General features: G+C 53.8%; 15 protein-coding genes. 3 read left to right on the forward strand and 12 right to left on the reverse strand.

The annotated features are described in order from the left end of the window. Positions 1-16 precede the first annotated feature (16 nt). The gene (locus tag ACFOLF_RS14020) at positions 17-724 is read right to left on the reverse strand and encodes an isochorismatase family protein (RefSeq protein WP_210044730.1); all 708 of its coding nucleotides are present in this window, start codon (positions 722-724) and stop codon (positions 17-19) included. A gap of 78 nt (positions 725-802) precedes the next feature. Next, positions 803-1,504 (reverse strand): isochorismatase family protein, encoded by a 702-nt coding sequence (locus ACFOLF_RS14025; protein WP_210044731.1) that lies wholly within the window; start codon positions 1,502-1,504, stop codon positions 803-805. A 292-nt stretch (positions 1,505-1,796) separates the two neighbouring features. Between ACFOLF_RS14025 and ACFOLF_RS14030 the strand changes: the two genes are divergently transcribed. Beyond that, positions 1,797-2,735, forward strand: a complete 939-nt coding sequence (locus tag ACFOLF_RS14030) for a LysR family transcriptional regulator (RefSeq protein WP_210044732.1) — start codon at positions 1,797-1,799, stop codon at positions 2,733-2,735. A 9-nt stretch (positions 2,736-2,744) separates the two neighbouring features. Here ACFOLF_RS14030 and ACFOLF_RS14035 read toward each other — a convergent pair whose 3' ends face one another. The 10 genes from ACFOLF_RS14035 to speB (ACFOLF_RS14080) form a co-directional block, all read right to left on the reverse strand. After that, on the reverse strand, positions 2,745-3,734 hold the full coding sequence (locus ACFOLF_RS14035; protein WP_210044733.1) for an aldo/keto reductase: 990 nt from the start codon (positions 3,732-3,734) through the stop codon (positions 2,745-2,747). 101 nt (positions 3,735-3,835) lie between these two features. Next, positions 3,836-4,558: an isochorismatase family protein gene (locus ACFOLF_RS14040; RefSeq protein ID WP_210044734.1), complete on the reverse strand. Its 723-nt coding sequence runs from the start codon at positions 4,556-4,558 to the stop codon at positions 3,836-3,838. Positions 4,559-4,852: 294 nt separating this feature from the next. Next, a complete protein-coding gene (locus tag ACFOLF_RS14045; RefSeq protein ID WP_210044735.1) occupies positions 4,853-6,148 on the reverse strand; it encodes an MFS transporter in 1,296 nt (431 codons plus the stop codon). 44 nt (positions 6,149-6,192) lie between these two features. Next, positions 6,193-7,122, reverse strand: a complete 930-nt coding sequence (gene opp4C / locus ACFOLF_RS14050) for an oligopeptide ABC transporter permease (RefSeq protein WP_379114657.1) — start codon at positions 7,120-7,122, stop codon at positions 6,193-6,195. Positions 7,123-7,148: 26 nt separating this feature from the next. Then, positions 7,149-8,099, reverse strand: a complete 951-nt coding sequence (locus tag ACFOLF_RS14055) for an ABC transporter permease (RefSeq protein ID WP_210044736.1) — start codon at positions 8,097-8,099, stop codon at positions 7,149-7,151. Then, positions 8,092-9,129, reverse strand: a complete 1,038-nt coding sequence (locus ACFOLF_RS14060; RefSeq protein WP_379114659.1) for an ABC transporter ATP-binding protein — start codon at positions 9,127-9,129, stop codon at positions 8,092-8,094. The genes ACFOLF_RS14055 and ACFOLF_RS14060 overlap by 8 nt, the downstream gene beginning before the upstream one ends. 19 nt (positions 9,130-9,148) lie before the next feature. Then, positions 9,149-10,150 (reverse strand): ABC transporter ATP-binding protein, encoded by a 1,002-nt coding sequence (locus ACFOLF_RS14065; RefSeq protein WP_210044737.1) that lies wholly within the window; start codon positions 10,148-10,150, stop codon positions 9,149-9,151. 27 nt (positions 10,151-10,177) lie between these two features. Continuing rightward, positions 10,178-11,824, reverse strand: a complete 1,647-nt coding sequence (locus tag ACFOLF_RS14070) for an ABC transporter substrate-binding protein (RefSeq protein ID WP_210044738.1) — start codon at positions 11,822-11,824, stop codon at positions 10,178-10,180. 104 nt (positions 11,825-11,928) lie between these two features. Continuing rightward, positions 11,929-12,906, reverse strand: coding sequence for an agmatinase (gene speB / locus ACFOLF_RS14075; RefSeq protein WP_379114661.1), 978 nt, complete (start codon positions 12,904-12,906; stop codon positions 11,929-11,931). Positions 12,907-12,962: 56 nt separating this feature from the next. Next, positions 12,963-13,952, reverse strand: a complete 990-nt coding sequence (gene speB / locus ACFOLF_RS14080) for an agmatinase (protein ID WP_379114663.1) — start codon at positions 13,950-13,952, stop codon at positions 12,963-12,965. 407 nt (positions 13,953-14,359) lie between these two features. On the opposite strand from speB (ACFOLF_RS14080), the gene ACFOLF_RS14085 reads away from it, so the two are divergent. Both ACFOLF_RS14085 and ACFOLF_RS14090 read left to right on the forward strand, forming a co-directional pair. Beyond that, the gene (locus ACFOLF_RS14085; RefSeq protein WP_210044740.1) at positions 14,360-14,953 is read left to right on the forward strand and encodes an ANTAR domain-containing response regulator; all 594 of its coding nucleotides are present in this window, start codon (positions 14,360-14,362) and stop codon (positions 14,951-14,953) included. 33 nt (positions 14,954-14,986) lie between these two features. Next, the gene (locus ACFOLF_RS14090; RefSeq protein WP_210044741.1) at positions 14,987-15,598 is read left to right on the forward strand and encodes a transglutaminase-like domain-containing protein; all 612 of its coding nucleotides are present in this window, start codon (positions 14,987-14,989) and stop codon (positions 15,596-15,598) included. Positions 15,599-15,607: the final 9 nt, after the last annotated feature.

Here is a 15,607-nt window from a genome sequence, read left to right on the forward strand (position 1 = left end):
GTTATCCTTTTTTACGCTACGCGTGGATTTTCTGTTTATTGGCCGCTCCGATGCCGTTAAAATACGCCTTGGCATCTTCCAGGAACACGACATCGGCATATTTGTTATGCATATCGTACAGGTTCATATAATGGGAAGACTCTGTCCGGTCGAAAACGCATTCCGAGACGACGCCCATCCGGAACCGCTGGGTAGCTCCATCTACGACAGATGCGCGGACACAGCCGCTCGTGGTTTCCCCTGCCACAATAACCGTATCGATGCCGAGGCTGACCAGCTGAAAGGTTAGCGGCGTGCCGTGGAATGCGCTCGGCGCAGCTTTTTCGATCACAAGCTCATTATCCAGAGGCTTCACCTCGTCGACGATTTGCGTGCCCCGATGCCGCATTTCCGGCGACATCTCCACCTGCTTGCGTCTTCTCCTGCCCCAGTGGTTCACTCCGCTATGCAGTCCTTTGACATGAATGACCGGAATGCCATTCTCGCGGGCTACCGCCAGCAGCTCAGCCGTTTTATCGACCGCCTCCCAGCCTTCCAGCCCCGTACTGCTTGGCCACATCTGCATGGATTCGAAGATCGGCTCCCGCGTGAGGCCCAATACACTGTAGTAAATATCGATCAAAACCAGAGCGGGCTTGCTTCCGAAGCCATACAACTCCTTCTTGCCCCATAGCTTGTCGTGTTCCTTGTCCCGCTCGCTTAAATACGTTTCCCATCCATACATGTCCATGACCTCCTGAAATTTGATTTTCGTTTTACGCTCTGCACTTGGCTTTGATTAATAGTGGTCATCATTTGGCACCTAAACCGTTACCTTGGCGCCCACCTTGCGGAAGTAGTCTTTGACGGAATCCAGCATCACGACATCGGCATATTTCTGATTCAGGTCGTACAGATTCATCCAGTGGGAGGCTTCCGTCCGGTCGAACACACACTCCTCAACGACACCCATCCGGAACCGGTGCGTGGCGCCATCCACGACGGAAGCTCTGACGCAGCCGCTGGTCGTTTCGCCGCAGCAGATGACCGTATCGATGCCGAGGCTGATTAACTGAAACAGGAGAGGCGTGCCCTGAAATGCGCTCGGAGCCGTTTTCTCAATGACCAGCTCGCCGCTGGCCGGCTTTACCTCGTCCACAATCTCGAATCCTATGCTGCGCTGCTCCTCCGTTTGGGCCGATGGACGGGATTTGCGGTGAATCCACGGGGTGATGCCGCTCTGCATCCCTTTCACATGGATGACCGGTATTCCGGCCTCCCGGGCTACAGCTACAAGCTCCGCGGTTTTGTCCACGGCGGCCCAGCCTTCCAGCCCTGTGCTGCCCGGCCAGGAGCTCATCGATTCAAAGATCGGTTCTCTCTTCGTTCCCAGCACGCTGTAATAAATGTCGATCAGCAGCAGCGCCGGTTTCTCCCCGAAGCCAGCCGGTTCCTTCTTGCCTGTCAGTCGATTGTGCTGCTTGTCACGCTCCGAAAAATACTTTTCCCACCCTTTTGAATTCATTCCTACTCCTCCTCTTAATTTTACGGCTATCCTCATCAAACATTTTGCGTTATAAAATCTAACTCGAAACTAACTTCTCTCTTATTCGTTCTTGTGATGACCTCATCATACAGTTGATTATTGGAGGGGTAAATAATCGGTTTTGAATGGTTTTATTCATAAAACGAATGATAGCGGATACATAAACGAATTTTCTGACTATTATACAGTGAATTCCATTGTTTATATGTTGTAATTTTGTTAGACTTGCGTTAAGAATACTAACAATAAAATACAGGAGGAATCCGGGATCATGAACTTGGAGCAAATCTCAACGTTTCTGACAGTCTATCAAAGCGGAAGCTACAAGAAGGCAGCGGAATTGTTGTATCTGCCTCAACCGACTGTTTCCCACCGGATCAACCAGTTGGAGAAGGAGCTGGGCAAGTCGCTGCTCATTCGCGGCAAAGGCAAGGTCAGGCTGACAGAGGAAGGCAAGGCATTCCTGCCTTACGCGCGGCGTATTCTGGGGACGTTGAAGGAAGGACAGGAAGCCGTGGAACGGGTTGGCGAAGGATTGAAGGGCAAGCTGTCCATTGGCTGCAACAATTCCTTCGCCGCTTACATTTTGCCCGATGTGATGGAATCCTTCAGCAAGGATTATCCCCATGTATCCATTAAGGTGTACACCTATGCCTCCAGCGAGCTGGTCCGGCTAATGAAAAACCAGCATTTTCAGCTGGGCATCACCCGTTACACAAGCAATGACAGCAACTTGACGTACCGTCCGGTCCTGAGCGAGAAGGCGATGCTGTTCGTGTCGCCGGAGCACCGGTTTGCCAAGCGCAAGTCGGTTACGCTGGAGGAGATTCTGCAGGAGCCGATACTGACTTATCCGAAGGAAACCCAGTACCGCAACATGATCGATGTGACGCTGAACCAGTTTAATCTGACTTATCAGGCGAAGCTGGAAACAAACAACCTTCAGCTCATCAAGCATTTTCTCAAACGCAATGCAGGCGTGTTTCTGTCCGGCAGCGCTTATATGCTGCAGGAGATTAACGACAAGGAGCTGGTCCAGCTGGAAATTGAAGACAATCCTTTCCCGCTCAGCCAGGTGTTTGTCACCTACCGCGAGAATGAGCTTCACAGTCTGGATTATTTGTTCATCAAGCATTTCGAGGACCGGATCAACTGGAAGCCCCAGACAAGCGCCGCTCTCGCGGCTTTCCACAAGACAGGCGCAAGCTGAAGCTTGCGGTCAACGCTCCGGCGCCTGCCCCCGTGAAGCTATGCGCTCAATCGCATCAAGCTGCGCGCCTGACAGCCTGGTATCGGCATACTGAACAGCCTGCCGGATATGCTCCGGCCTGGATGCCCCCACAATCGCAGCCGCGACTCCCTTCCGGGCAAGAACCCATGCGAGCGCCAGCTGCGGCAGGCTCATATTCTCCAGTTCCGCATAGGCCTGCAGCTCTTCGACAATACGGAAATTCTCCGGCTCATCCAGCAGCCGCATGAGCGCACGATCCCCCGCCGCCGCTCTCGTTCCGGATGCAGCCTCCTGGCCCTGTTGGTATTTGCCGGTCAGGAGGCCGCGGGCCAGCGGACTGTATACGATTGCGCCGACGCCTTCCGAGGCGCAGAACGGAAGTAGCTCCTCTTCGATACCGCGGCTGAGCAAGCTGTATGGTGGCTGAACAGAAATGAATCGATGCCAGCGATGCACGGCGCTGATGCCATGCGCTTTGGCTATTTGCCAGGCGGCATAATTGGAGCAGCCGATATAGCGCACCTTGCCCTGCGCGATCAAATCATGCAAGGCGCCCAATGTCTCTTCAAGCGGGGTATGCGGGTCAAAGCGGTGCACTTGGTACAAATCGATATAATCCGTCCGCAGCCGCCGAAGGCTTGCCTCAATGGCGCGAAAGATGTGAAACCGGCTCAGTCCAGCATCATTAACCCCTATGCCGGTACGGCCGTTCACCTTCGTGGCGAGCAGGATCTGCGGTCTGCGGCCCTTCAATATGCGGCCTAAAATCGTCTCCGATTCCCCCGAATCAAGCGGGTTGCCGTTGTCCATCCCTTTGCCGTAAATATCCGCCGTATCGAATAGCGTAACACCCACCTCGATCGCTTCATCCATTACCGCTTCGGATTCCTTCTCTCCGATCCAGCGACCGAAGGCCATGCATCCCAGCGAAATTTGCGACACGCGCAAGCCGCTGTTCCCAAGCTGCCGATGCTCCATTGCTGTTCCCGCCCCTCTGAAAGTCCCTAAAATACCCAAAGGGACGCACCCATCCTGCCCAAGGATGAAGCACGCCCCTTTCTTCAAGCTTACACTGCGAATCAGGCCGTAACGGTTTGTTCGCTCCGGCTGCCGATCGTATCGAAATATTGGGTGGCATAGCCAAGATCCACGACATCCGCATATTTCTGGTGCATATCATACAAATTCATATAATGCGAGGATTGCGTCCGGTCGAACACGCACTCTTCCACAACGCCCATCTTAAACCGGTAGGTGGCACCATCTACCACCGAAGCTCTTACGCAGCCGCTTGTCGTCTCGCCGCAGGCGATAACCGTATCGATGCCGAGGCTGACCAGCTGAAACAGCAGAGGCGTTCCGTGAAAGGCGCTCGCAGCCGCCTTCTCGATGACAAGCTCTCCCGGCAGCGGCTTGACCTCTTCGACGATCTCCCGTCCCTTGATCATCATTTCCTCCGTCAGCTTGGAGAAATCGCGGCGTTTCTTGCCGCCCCGCGACCAGGTGTTGACGCCGGTATGCAGACCCTTCACATGAATGACGGGAATGCCATTCTTGCGCGCCGATGCCAGCAGTGTGACCGTCCGGTCCACCGCTTCCCAGCCCTCGAGGCCCGTGCTCATCGGCCATGTCTGTACGGACTCCATAATCGGCAGCCGCTGAAAACCAAGCACGCTGTAATAGATGTCGATCAGCACCAATGCCGGCGTCTCGCCGAATCCGGCGAGCTCTTTCTTGCCGAGAAGCTCATCATGTGCTTTGTCCTGCTCGGTCATAAAATCGTACCAACTTAACTTGGTCATTACGCATCCCTCCGAGTCATTTAGTTTCAGCTTTATCGTAATCGACTGGAAAAAGCGTGTAAATGTGCGGATTTGAATGTGGTTTGCGGTTTTTTGAATGAAAGCGAATTCATATTCGTTATTTCAGCTGATTAAATAACATAGAGCTCAAGCCGAATCCGGCTTGAGCTCTTGTTTTTGCGTCAAATAATCCCTCGCCGGCACTTACCTAAAGGCAGCGGCCTGACCATTATTATACAGCAGCATGCGCGCGCACCGGGAGTGATGCGCGCTCGCGAATGCCGGCTATTTTCCCTACAGCGAAGACGTGCGCAGCTCCAGCTCCGGCAATGGATCCGGCTCCTTGTTCATATTCGCATGAATATAGAACATGAGCAGCGCGGCAATGGAAGCGATGGTGCCGATCAGGAACACCGGAACGATTCCCCATAAATCGAACGCATGGCCGAACATCAGCGGACCGACCATACGCCCCAGATTGGCGAAGCCTCCGGCCAAGCCCATATAGAACGGCGCGTAAGCTCCCGTCCGCTCCGAGAAGAAGGTCGGGATGGTGGGCAGCAGCATCATTTCTCCCAAAGTGGCCAGAATCATGCCGACGACCAGATAAATATAGTATTCGTGGAAGACGAGCACAAACGAGAAAGCCGACACGGTAAATATGGCGCTGATGACCATCTGCCTCACGATATCCGGGGCAGCATGCTTCTTGATCCAGCTGGTGAGCGGCTGACCCACCAGGATGACGACGCCGTTGATCGTCCAGAGCAGGCTGTAATACTTCAGATCCAGCCCTTTCTGGTCGATATAAGGAGCCACTCCGGTCGACCACTGGGTGAACGACAGCCAGAAGAACATCGACCCGAAGGCCAGAAACAAATAGATCCGGAAATTTTTGAGCAGCTTTATCCGATCCATCTCAATCGGGCCGGATGAAGCGCGACGCGATCTCCGCCCGGGCTTACCGCCATCTCCCGCATCGGCAAGCAGGTCAGCCGGAGCGCTTTCTTTCATAAAGAAGAACAGAAACACAGCGAACAGAAACGTCGTGCCTCCCGTCAGCATGTAGGTGAAGGAGAAGGAAATCGAGGCAATCAGCCCGCCGACCATCGCGCCGATCGATAAGCCGAAATTATTGCACACGTACATGACATTATAGAGCTTGCGCCGATGCTCCTTCCAGCGGAACCCCACATAGGCGTTCATAGAGGGCATGGAGATCCCGTTGGATATGCCAAGCAGGCAGACAAGCACCATATAGAGAGGCCAGTTATGTGTAAAGGCAATTGTAAACAAGGCTGCTGAGGAAACGGTGAAGGCTGCCGTGATCAGCGTTTTGGGCCCGACGCGGTAATACAAATTGCCGCCGATGAATTCTCCGACTACACTTGCCAGCGCCTGATACAGCAGGATCAAACCCGCTTCCCCGTACGACTTGCCCATGACATTATGCACGTACAGGGTGGTGAGCGGCCACATAATGGCCTTTCCGGTCGAATTGACGAAGCTTGCCATGAGGAAGAACAAGGCATCTCTCGGGAATGTCCGCAGGACGGACAAGGATTGAAACATTAGCAGGTTAGGCTTCATGTTGGACCACCATTTTTAGAATTTAAGGTTATTTTCACCCCGTATTAAGCGTTGATTTTCTTCGGGTCCATGGCATCGCGGATGCCGTCGCCTATGAAATTGATCGAGAGCACCGAAATCACAATAATCACACCTGGCGGAATCCACAGCCAGGGCTGGCTCTGCAGGGCCGTGATGGATTGGGCGGCATTGAGCATATTGCCCCAGCTTGCAGTGGGAGGCTGAACCCCCATGCCCAGGAAGCTTAGCGAGGATTCGGACAAAATGGCCGCTGCCGCGCCAAACGTCGCATTGACCAGAATCGGCCCCATCGCATTCGGAAGAATATGACCGAAGATAAGCCGCGGCGTGTTCAGCCCCAGCGCAACGCCGGCCTTGACGAATTCCGTCTGCCGCAAGGAGAGCACGCTGCCCCTGACAAGCCTCGCTACAGCCGGCCAACCAAGCAAAGCGAGTACAATAATAATATTGGACAAGCCCGTACCCAGGACCGTAACCAGCACCAATATGACCATCAGGCTGGGGAAAGACATAAACACATCGATGATCCGGTTGATCACCATATCCACCCATCCGCCCACATAGCCGGCAATCGCACCGATAATAATCCCGACCGCCATATAGATGGCAACGGTAACTACACCCACTGTCAGAGATACCCGCGTCGCATAAATGAGACGGCTGAGCACATCGCGTCCTACCTGATCCGTTCCGAGCAAGTGTGCTGCGGATGGAGCGGCAGAGAAGGCATTGCCGATTATATTGGGATCATGAGGCGCGATCCAGGGAGCGAAGATGCCGATCAGAATCAACAGGGCGAATACGACAAGCCCGGCTACGGCCATTTTATGCCGGACGAACCGCCTTGCAATCAGCTTCATATAACTGTCGGACTTATACACGACCGGCTCGGGCTTCAGAAAGGCGAGCAGAGAATCCGGCGCGTTCATTTCCTTTTGCAGCTCAGGCGTCATTTTGTTTTCCTCCCTTCGCGTGAGAATTAATCGTATTTGATTCGCGGGTCTACGACCGCATACATCACATCCGACCATAGATTGGCGGTAAGCACCGTCAGAGCCGCAAGCATATTAACCCCCATCAGCAGCGGGAAATCGCGGGAGAAAATCGCCTGGATGGTCAGCTGCCCCATTCCATTCCATTGAAAAATGCTTTCCGTAATCACGGCGCCGCCAATCAGAATCGGAATATCCAGTCCTGCGATCGTAATGACGGGGATGAGGGCATTCTTGAGCGCATGCTTGTTAATGACCTTAAATGCGCTGACTCCCTTGGCCCTTGCCGTCCGGAGATAATCCTGCCCCAGCACCTCCATGACGCTTGAGCGGACATACCTGACCATCCCCCCGGCTATGCCGGTTCCAAGCGTGACCGTCGGGAGAATCAGATGCTTGAGCGAATCCCAGAAGCCGCCCGTTCCGCCCATGGTATTCATCCCTCCGGTCGGCAGCACGCCAAGCTGGACGCCGAATACATAAATCAGGCCAAGCCCCAGGAAGAAGCTCGGAATCGATACGCCCATGAAGGAACCGGCGGACATGAGATAATCAAACTTTGTATTCTGCTTGACCGCGCAGTAGATTCCAATCGGAATGGCGATCAAATAACCGAACAGGATGGATGCTCCCATCAAAATCAGTGTCGGCAGAAGACGCTCGGCGATCATCTGGGTGACCGGCTGAAACGAGCTGAAGGAATGTCCGAGATCCCCGTGGACCAGCAGCCACAGCCATTTGACATAACGCAGCATAAAAGGATCATTCAGTCCGAGCGCCGCCCGGCGGATCTCCTTATCCGCTTCCGATACATCCGGATTGACATACATGTCGACGGGGTCTCCTGGCGCCATATTAATGAGGACAAAATTCAGGAAGGTAACACCAAGCAGTACCGGAATCGAGATCAGCAGCCGGCGGATAATATAATTAACCATGGGCAGCAGCTGCAATCCGGACGGCAGCATCATCCATTAGCGGATAGTGGCAGGCGACAAGCTCCTGTTGTCCTGTCAAAGCGGGCTCCTGCTCTCTGCACTGCTGCGTAGCCATCGGGCAGCGGGTGTGGAAGCTGCAGCCGCTTGGCGGGGAGGCCGGACTTGGCACATCTCCCTCCAGAACGATGCGCGGCTTGTTTCTTGAATGCGGGTCAGGCACGGGATAGGCATCCAGCAGCGCTCTTGTATAGGGATGCTTAGGCGCGTTAAATATCATTTCCGTCGGGGCAAGCTCGACGATCTTCCCCAGATACATCACGGCAATCCGGTCGCTCATATATTTAACCGCCCCCAGTCCATGGCCGATAAACAGGTACGTGAGATGGAACTGCTTCTGCAGGTCCTTCAACAGATTCAGAATTTGCGCCTGAATGGACACATCAAGCGCGGATACCGGCTCATCGCATACAATCAGCTTCGGCTTCAGCCCCACCGCCCTTGCGATGCCGATGCGCTGACGCTGGCCGCCGGAGAATTCATGCGGGTATTTGCCCAGGCTCTGGGCGGACAATCCCACAACCTCCATGAGCTCGGCCGCCTGGCGCACGGCGCCCGATTCACTGAGGCCAAGCAGCAATTTCATCGGCTCGGTCATCAGATCCACAATCCGTTTGCGCGGGTTCAAGGATGAATAAGGGTCCTGAAAGATCATTTGAATGTCCGTGCGCAGACTGCGCATTTGCGACATGCTCATGGGCGCCAGATTTTGCCCCTGATAGAGAACGCGGCCCTCCGTTAATTCCTCCAGCTTGATAATGCTCCGCCCAAGGGTCGATTTGCCGCAGCCCGACTCCCCGACAAGCCCTACGGTTTCACCGGGATAGATGTTCAGATCGATGCCGTCCACCGCTTTGATCTGGCCAACCGTCCTTGAGAACACGCCCTTCTTGATGGGGTAATATTTCCTCACGCCCTCGAGCTTCAAAAGAGGCTCTGACAAAGCCATTTCCGGTCTTATCGTCGTCAGCATCGCAATTCCCCTTTTCCCGTTAAAGTTGTACGACCTGCTTGAAGTCGTGATGCGTCTTCTTCCCGTTTGCGAACCAACAGCGTACCTTATGTCCTTCCCTCACCTCGACAAGAGGCGGGGCCTCCCCGCATTTCTCGGCTGCCATCGGGCATCTCGCCTGATAACGGCAGCCGGCCGGCATGTCGCGCAGCGAAGGAACCGTTCCTGGTATGGAGCTCAGCTTCTCATCGCTTAACTCTATATGCGGAATGGAGCCCATCAATCCAACGGTGTAGGGATGCTTGGGCCGGTCGAAAAGCTCGAATACATCCGCCTCCTCCACCACCTGGCCGGCATACATGACAATGACCCTGTCCGCCATCTCGGCAACGACTCCCAGATCATGCGTGATGAGCATAATGGAAGTGTTCGCGTCCTTGCGGATCGTGTTGATGAGCTCCAGAATCTGGGCCTGGATCGTAACGTCCAGGGCGGTTGTCGGCTCGTCGGCAATGAGCAACTTGGGCCGGCAGGCCAGCGCGATGGCGATCATGACACGCTGCTTCATCCCGCCGGAGAGCGTATGGGGATACTGCCCCATCAGCTCCTCCGCCCTTGCGAATCCCACTTTCTTCAGAAGCTCTACAGCCAGCTTCCTGGTTTCCTTGCGGTCAAGCCCCAGATGCAGCCGGATCGACTCCGTCAGCTGATTGCCGATCGTGTATACCGGATTCAGCGAAGACATCGGATCCTGGAAGATCATCGCAATATCCTTGCCGCGGATCGCTTCCAGCTCCTTCTCGGACAAAGCCGCAAGGTCCTGGCCCTGGAACATGACCGATCCGCTCTTGATGTAACCGTTGCGTCCGAGCAGCTTCAGAATGGACAGCGAGGTCACGCTTTTGCCGCAGCCGGATTCCCCTACGATTCCCAGAATTTCACCCTGCTCGAGGGAAAAGCTCACATCATCCACCGAGGTCACTTCCCCGTCCTCCGTGCGAAAGGCCGTTCGAAGCTGCCTGACTTCCAAGAGATTGCCCATTTGCCTCACCCTGTTTTCGTTATTGGTTTAACGGGACCATTCATTCACGTCATAATGCATGCCGTCCACGACGCCACCCTTGCCTTGAACATCCTTAGACAGCGCCATGAGATTAAATTCCGAATAGATCGTGATAAGCGGCACTTCTTCCTGAATCAGATTTTGCAGCTCGGAGTACAGCTTGAAGCGCGTGTCTTTATCCGTCTCTTTCATCCCCAGATTGAACAGCTCATCCACCCGTGCATTCTTAAATCTCATATCGTTCAGAGCTGCTGTCGAGCGGTAGACGGTAGCGGGTCCATCCGGGTCCATGATGCTCCCGAAGCTGCTGAGCGTCAGATCGAATTCACCCTTGATCAGATAGGAAACTGTCGTCGGAAAATCATAATTGGTCTGTTTCACCTTAAGCCCGATTGCCTGCAAATTCTGCTGTATGATATTTCCCGCCATTTCGCGTGTACGGTCGCCGGTAGGCACGATCAGCTCGATCTGCTTCTTCATATCAAAGCCCGCTTCCGCCAGCAGCTGCTTCGCTTTCTCGGGATCATACCCGTAGCTCTTCACATTCTTGTCGTGATACGGATGGGAATTCGCGTACGGACCGTCCTGAAGCTCGCCGGCTTCCGGCATTAACTGGTCCACGATCATCTGGCGGTCGATTGCGTAAGCAAGCGCCTGTCGGACCTTCTTATCCGGGAAGCGCTCCGTATTGATCTCGATGGAGTTGTAGCGCCGCGTCTGTTCCTCGCTTGTTTTGAGGTTCGCGAAGGTCTTCACCGTCTTCCATTCCGCGGCCGGAATATTCCCGGTTCCCTGCGCGGCGTTCATATCCAGCTCGCCGGACTGAAGCTGGGCGACGATGTTCGCTGCCGGCATAATTTTGATGAACACCTTCTCGATTTTCGGCGCGCCTCTGTAGTAATCCGCATTGGCAGCCAGCTCGACATAAGCCTTATTCTCATATTTCACGAATTTATAAGCGCCCGATGTGACGTTCGGATTCCTCCAGAACGGATTCTGGTTCAGCTGGGCCGGATCGACATTCTCCAATACATGCTTCGGAACGATTAACACATCGGAGAACCGCTCATAAATCAGATTAGGATCGACCGGACTCGCCGTCTTGATCTCCAGATGCTTGTCGTCAATGACCTTAACCGAGCTCAGCTTCTCTTGGCCTTCCGGCAGCATCCCCTTCTCATTAAGTCCATCCAATGCGAAGATTGCAGAACGCTGTGTCGTGATGGTAGCGGGATTGGCAATCAGATTCAATGTAAATTCAACGTCATAAGCCGTTACCGGCTTGCCGTCCGTCCAGTTCGCATTCGGATTAATCGCGATGCTGAAGGTCTGATCGTCCTTGGTGTCAAAGGATTCAGCCAGCATCATCTTGAAATCGAGCGGCCCGACGGTCTTGACCAGGGAATCGAAGAAGTAACGGTACGCGAACACCGCTCCGCTCGAGCCGCTGCCGTCCGAATCAATCGGGTTGAACATAAGCGGGGGATTGGTAATCCCGATATTCAATTGGTTTTTGACTGCGGCTGCTGTACCGCCGGCATTACCCGCGGCGGGCGCAGTTCCTTCAGTCTTACTGCCGCCTGAACTGCAGCCGGTGACCAGCAATGCAGTCAATAGCGATAACACGGCCCATTGTTTATATAGTCTCCTCATCCATCTATCCCCTTTTGTGTGTGAACTGCCTCACCTGATCCGGAAGGCCCCCGCGAATACCCGAAGACGGATACGCGCGGGCTGCCAGGCTTTTCACCGGTCTTCTACACCGTAATCCCGCTTTGCAGTTCAGTCATGCTGTCCATGCGCCGCCTGACTGCCAGGAGGCTTACAAACTCAAACGCAATATTAGCCGCATTCAAGGCTGTAATCTGATTCGAATCCCTATCCGGCAGCACCTCCACCAGATCAAAGCCGATAAAGTCCAGACCAGCCAGACCCCGCAGCATCTGCTGCGCTTCATAGGTTGTGAATCCGCCGACCTCCGGCGTACCTGTACCCGGAGCATAGACAGGATCAAGGAAATCAATATCAAAGGTCAGGAACACCGGCCTGTCGCCCACACGCTGCTTAATTTTCTCGCACAGCTCCGGTATGCTGAGCTGCCGGACATCGTCGGTCGTCATTACCTCGAAGCCCATCTCTCTCGCATCGTCCAGCCCGCTTGCCTTGAAGGTGCTTCCCCGCATGCCCATCTGGATGGAATGCTGGGCATCAATTAATCCCTCGTCAACGGCGTAGCTGAATACCGCGCCATGCGACCACATCCGCTCAGGGAACTTGGAGCGTCCCGTATCGGAATGGGAGTCAAAGTGGACCAGACATACCGGACCATGCTTCTTCGCAGCCGCCCGCAGATGAGGCAAGGAGATCGAATGGTCGCCGCCGAGCATGATCGGCACAATGCCTTTTTCGAAGATAGGAGTCAGCTGTTCTTCTATAATTTGATAGGATTGTTCAATGTACCCCGGATACACCTTCAGGTCTCCATAGTCGATACCCGAGAGGTAATCGGAAATATTAATGTCATGAACGACCGATATCGGCCGGATCCGCTGCGACATGGTGCGGATCGAGGAAGGGCCGAAGCGGGCGCCTACTGCATAGCTCACGCCGGTGTCGAACGGCACGCCGATTACTGCAAAATCTACATTTTCCAAGGTCTGTATATGAGGCAAATGCATAAAAGTATGAATGCCGGCGAACAACGGTCTACCCATTTCAATTTGAGGACGATACAAGTGGATCCTCTCCCTTATGTTTTTTTGGATCATGCATGTGATTCGACTTTCGCTTGCTATAGGGCCGGGGCTTCCTCCTGAATCCCCGAAGCCCCCTCAAGGCGCCGTCTGACTGCCAGCAGACTGACAAACTCAAACGCAATATTAGCGGCATTAAGCGCCGTGACGCTGCTGGAATCCCGGTCCGGCAGCACTTCTACCAGATCGAAGCCAATGAAGTTGATCCCTGCCAGGCCCCGCAGCATTTGCTGCGCTTCGTAGGTGGTGAACCCGCCAACCTCCGGCGTGCCCGTTCCCGGTGCATACACCGGATCGAGGAAGTCGATGTCGAAGGTGAGGAATACGGGCCGATCCCCAACCCGCTGCTTGACCTTCTCGCAGAGCTCCGGAATGCTGATGGCACGCACATCATCTGTCGTCATGACCTCGAAGCCCATCTTCCGGGCTTCATCCAGATTGCCTGCCCGATACGCCGTACCCCTCATTCCCATCTGAATGGAGTGCTCGGCATCGAGCAGCCCCTCGTCCACGGCATAGCTGAACACCGCGCCATGCGACCACATCCGTTCGGGTGTATCCGAGCGCCCCGTATCCGAGTGGGAGTCAAAATGAACCAGACATACCGGACCATGGGCGGCAGCGGCAGCTCTCAGATGGGGCAATGAAATCGAATGGTCGCCGCCAAGCAGGATCGGGACGATTCCCGCTTCGAAGACCGGCTTCAGCTGTTCTTCAATAATCGTGTAGGATTGTTCGATATAAGCCGGGTAGACCTTAAGATCACCATAATCGATACCCGACAGATAGTCGGAGGTATTAATCTGATGATGCCTGGATATCGGCATAATCCGCTGCGACATGGTGCGTATGGCGGAAGGACCGAAGCGGGCGCCGACCGCATAGCTGACGCCCGTATCGAACGGCACGCCAATTACTGCGTAATCTACATTCTCCAGCGTTTGAACATGCGGCAGGTGCATAAACGTATAAATCCCTGCGAACTGCGGCTTACCTGTACCAATCTCGATTTGCGGGCGGTACTTCATCCCCATCACTCCATCCTTGTTTTCGCAATATTCAGAAAGGTTAAGATGCAGCCTCACCCTTCTGATGTTTTCGTGTGGAAGAAATCTGCTTTAACAGTCAGAGGACCGCGTCAGCCGTTTCTTCTAATAAAAGACAAAAAGAGGCCCTTCTTTGAGAAGTGGCCTCTTTGCCTTTACAAATCCCCACCGGGCGGGAATTTGTGATATGCAGTTGTTTGATATGGCTAGTATAGGAGATTTTTTTGGTAATGTCAACATATTTAACATATAAATTACGCCGTTAATGGAATCAAACTTTCCCAGCTGCATAATATTACATCGATGTTGACATTCCTATAGAAAATGGTCGATACTTAACACATATATAACTCGTTTATTATTATCCTATGCCCGAGGTGATGATTACGATGAAGACTAGAGTGCTGCATGTACATGATATCCCGACCCCCAAGTGCCGGGTTGATCAGAAATTGAAGGAACTGAATTACAGGGTATCCTCTATTGAAGCAAATGCGATGGATACATTAAAATCAACCCGGTTCGAATTCATGGTGCTCGACGTCCCGGCCTGCCGGCTCAAACAGTGGCTTTATGAGGCCAATAATCACTATAATGTGCCGCTTGTATGGTGGTGCGAGGAGAGGAAGCCTGCAACAGCCGTTCCCCATGACAAGATCGACGGGGTGCTCTGCTGCGGCATGAACGATAACGAGCTTCAATGGTCGCTGCTGGTCAGCATCAAAAACTACCAACGGCGGCTTCATCTCGAGCGGGAATATTCCTTCCTGGCTACCAAGTTCGAGGAGCGCAAGGTGGTAGACAATGCCAAGATCATGCTTAGCACCATTAATAATATGAGCGAAACCAAGGCCTACGAGATGATGCGCACCCAAGCTATGGCAGAAAGAAGAAAGCTCGTGGATGTGGCCCAATCCGTTCTGGCAGGCGTTCAGGACAGCCGGCGTCCCATGGAGCGGACACCCTCGCGAAGGAATGGCTAGCATCCCTATTAACCCGTTCAGGAGGGAGACCCTTTGCAGCTAATCGCAGAATCCCCATACTTGTCCCATTATGTAGAGGAATCAGAAGAAGTCGATTATCATCACCCTGAGATTGAACGATTAGTCAGCAAATTGCATGCAAACGGGGATGAGGATGAATACTCCCGGATCAGGACCGCTTATGAATTCGTGAGGGACGAAGTCTCGCATTCCTGGGATATCCAGAGCAGCCGCATCACCAGGAAGGCTTCGGAGGTATTGTTCCACCGGGAGGGCATCTGTTACGCAAAATCGAATCTGCTGGCCGCACTGCTCCGGCTGCAGGGGATTCCGGCAGGTTTCTGCTATCAGAAGCTGACGATTGGCGATACGCCGGAGACCGGGTATTGTATCCATGCCCTGAACGGCGTATATCTTACGGCGCAGCAGCGATGGATTCGTCTGGACGCCCGCGGCAATAAGGCTGGCGTCCATGCTGCATTTTCCATTACGGAAGAAAAGCTGGCCTTCCCAGTCCGGGCGGAATATGGCGAGGAAGATTATCCGTTCCTGTTTGCAGTGCCCAACCGGAAAACGATGGATGCCCTGAAGAGGAATACGGATTGCTTGCGGATGTATCTTTATGATTTGCCGGTAGAGCTGTGATCGTCCCGG

The organism is Paenibacillus sepulcri (assembly GCF_042647105.1).
In the GTDB taxonomy this organism is placed as follows: domain Bacteria; phylum Bacillota; class Bacilli; order Paenibacillales; family Paenibacillaceae; genus Paenibacillus_Z; species Paenibacillus_Z sepulcri.

Excerpts from the sequence above, each read along its gene's own strand:
- ACFOLF_RS14035 (WP_210044733.1), bottom strand. The coding sequence starts at position 3,734 with ATGGAGCATCGGCAGCTTGGGAACAGCGGCTTGCGCGTGTCGCAAATT.
- ACFOLF_RS14030 (WP_210044732.1), top strand. The coding sequence starts at position 1,797 with ATGAACTTGGAGCAAATCTCAACGTTTCTGACAGTCTATCAAAGCGGA.
- ACFOLF_RS14070 (WP_210044738.1), bottom strand. The coding sequence starts at position 11,824 with ATGAGGAGACTATATAAACAATGGGCCGTGTTATCGCTATTGACTGCA.
- speB (WP_379114663.1), bottom strand. The coding sequence starts at position 13,952 with ATGAAGTACCGCCCGCAAATCGAGATTGGTACAGGTAAGCCGCAGTTC.
- ACFOLF_RS14065 (WP_210044737.1), bottom strand. The coding sequence starts at position 10,150 with ATGGGCAATCTCTTGGAAGTCAGGCAGCTTCGAACGGCCTTTCGCACG.
- ACFOLF_RS14055 (WP_210044736.1), bottom strand. The coding sequence starts at position 8,099 with ATGGTTAATTATATTATCCGCCGGCTGCTGATCTCGATTCCGGTACTG.
- ACFOLF_RS14045 (WP_210044735.1), bottom strand. The coding sequence starts at position 6,148 with ATGAAGCCTAACCTGCTAATGTTTCAATCCTTGTCCGTCCTGCGGACA.
- ACFOLF_RS14040 (WP_210044734.1), bottom strand. The coding sequence starts at position 4,558 with ATGACCAAGTTAAGTTGGTACGATTTTATGACCGAGCAGGACAAAGCA.
- ACFOLF_RS14085 (WP_210044740.1), top strand. The coding sequence starts at position 14,360 with ATGAAGACTAGAGTGCTGCATGTACATGATATCCCGACCCCCAAGTGC.
- ACFOLF_RS14060 (WP_379114659.1), bottom strand. The coding sequence starts at position 9,129 with ATGCTGACGACGATAAGACCGGAAATGGCTTTGTCAGAGCCTCTTTTG.
- opp4C (WP_379114657.1), bottom strand. The coding sequence starts at position 7,122 with ATGACGCCTGAGCTGCAAAAGGAAATGAACGCGCCGGATTCTCTGCTC.
- ACFOLF_RS14020 (WP_210044730.1), bottom strand. The coding sequence starts at position 724 with ATGTATGGATGGGAAACGTATTTAAGCGAGCGGGACAAGGAACACGAC.
- ACFOLF_RS14025 (WP_210044731.1), bottom strand. The coding sequence starts at position 1,504 with ATGAATTCAAAAGGGTGGGAAAAGTATTTTTCGGAGCGTGACAAGCAG.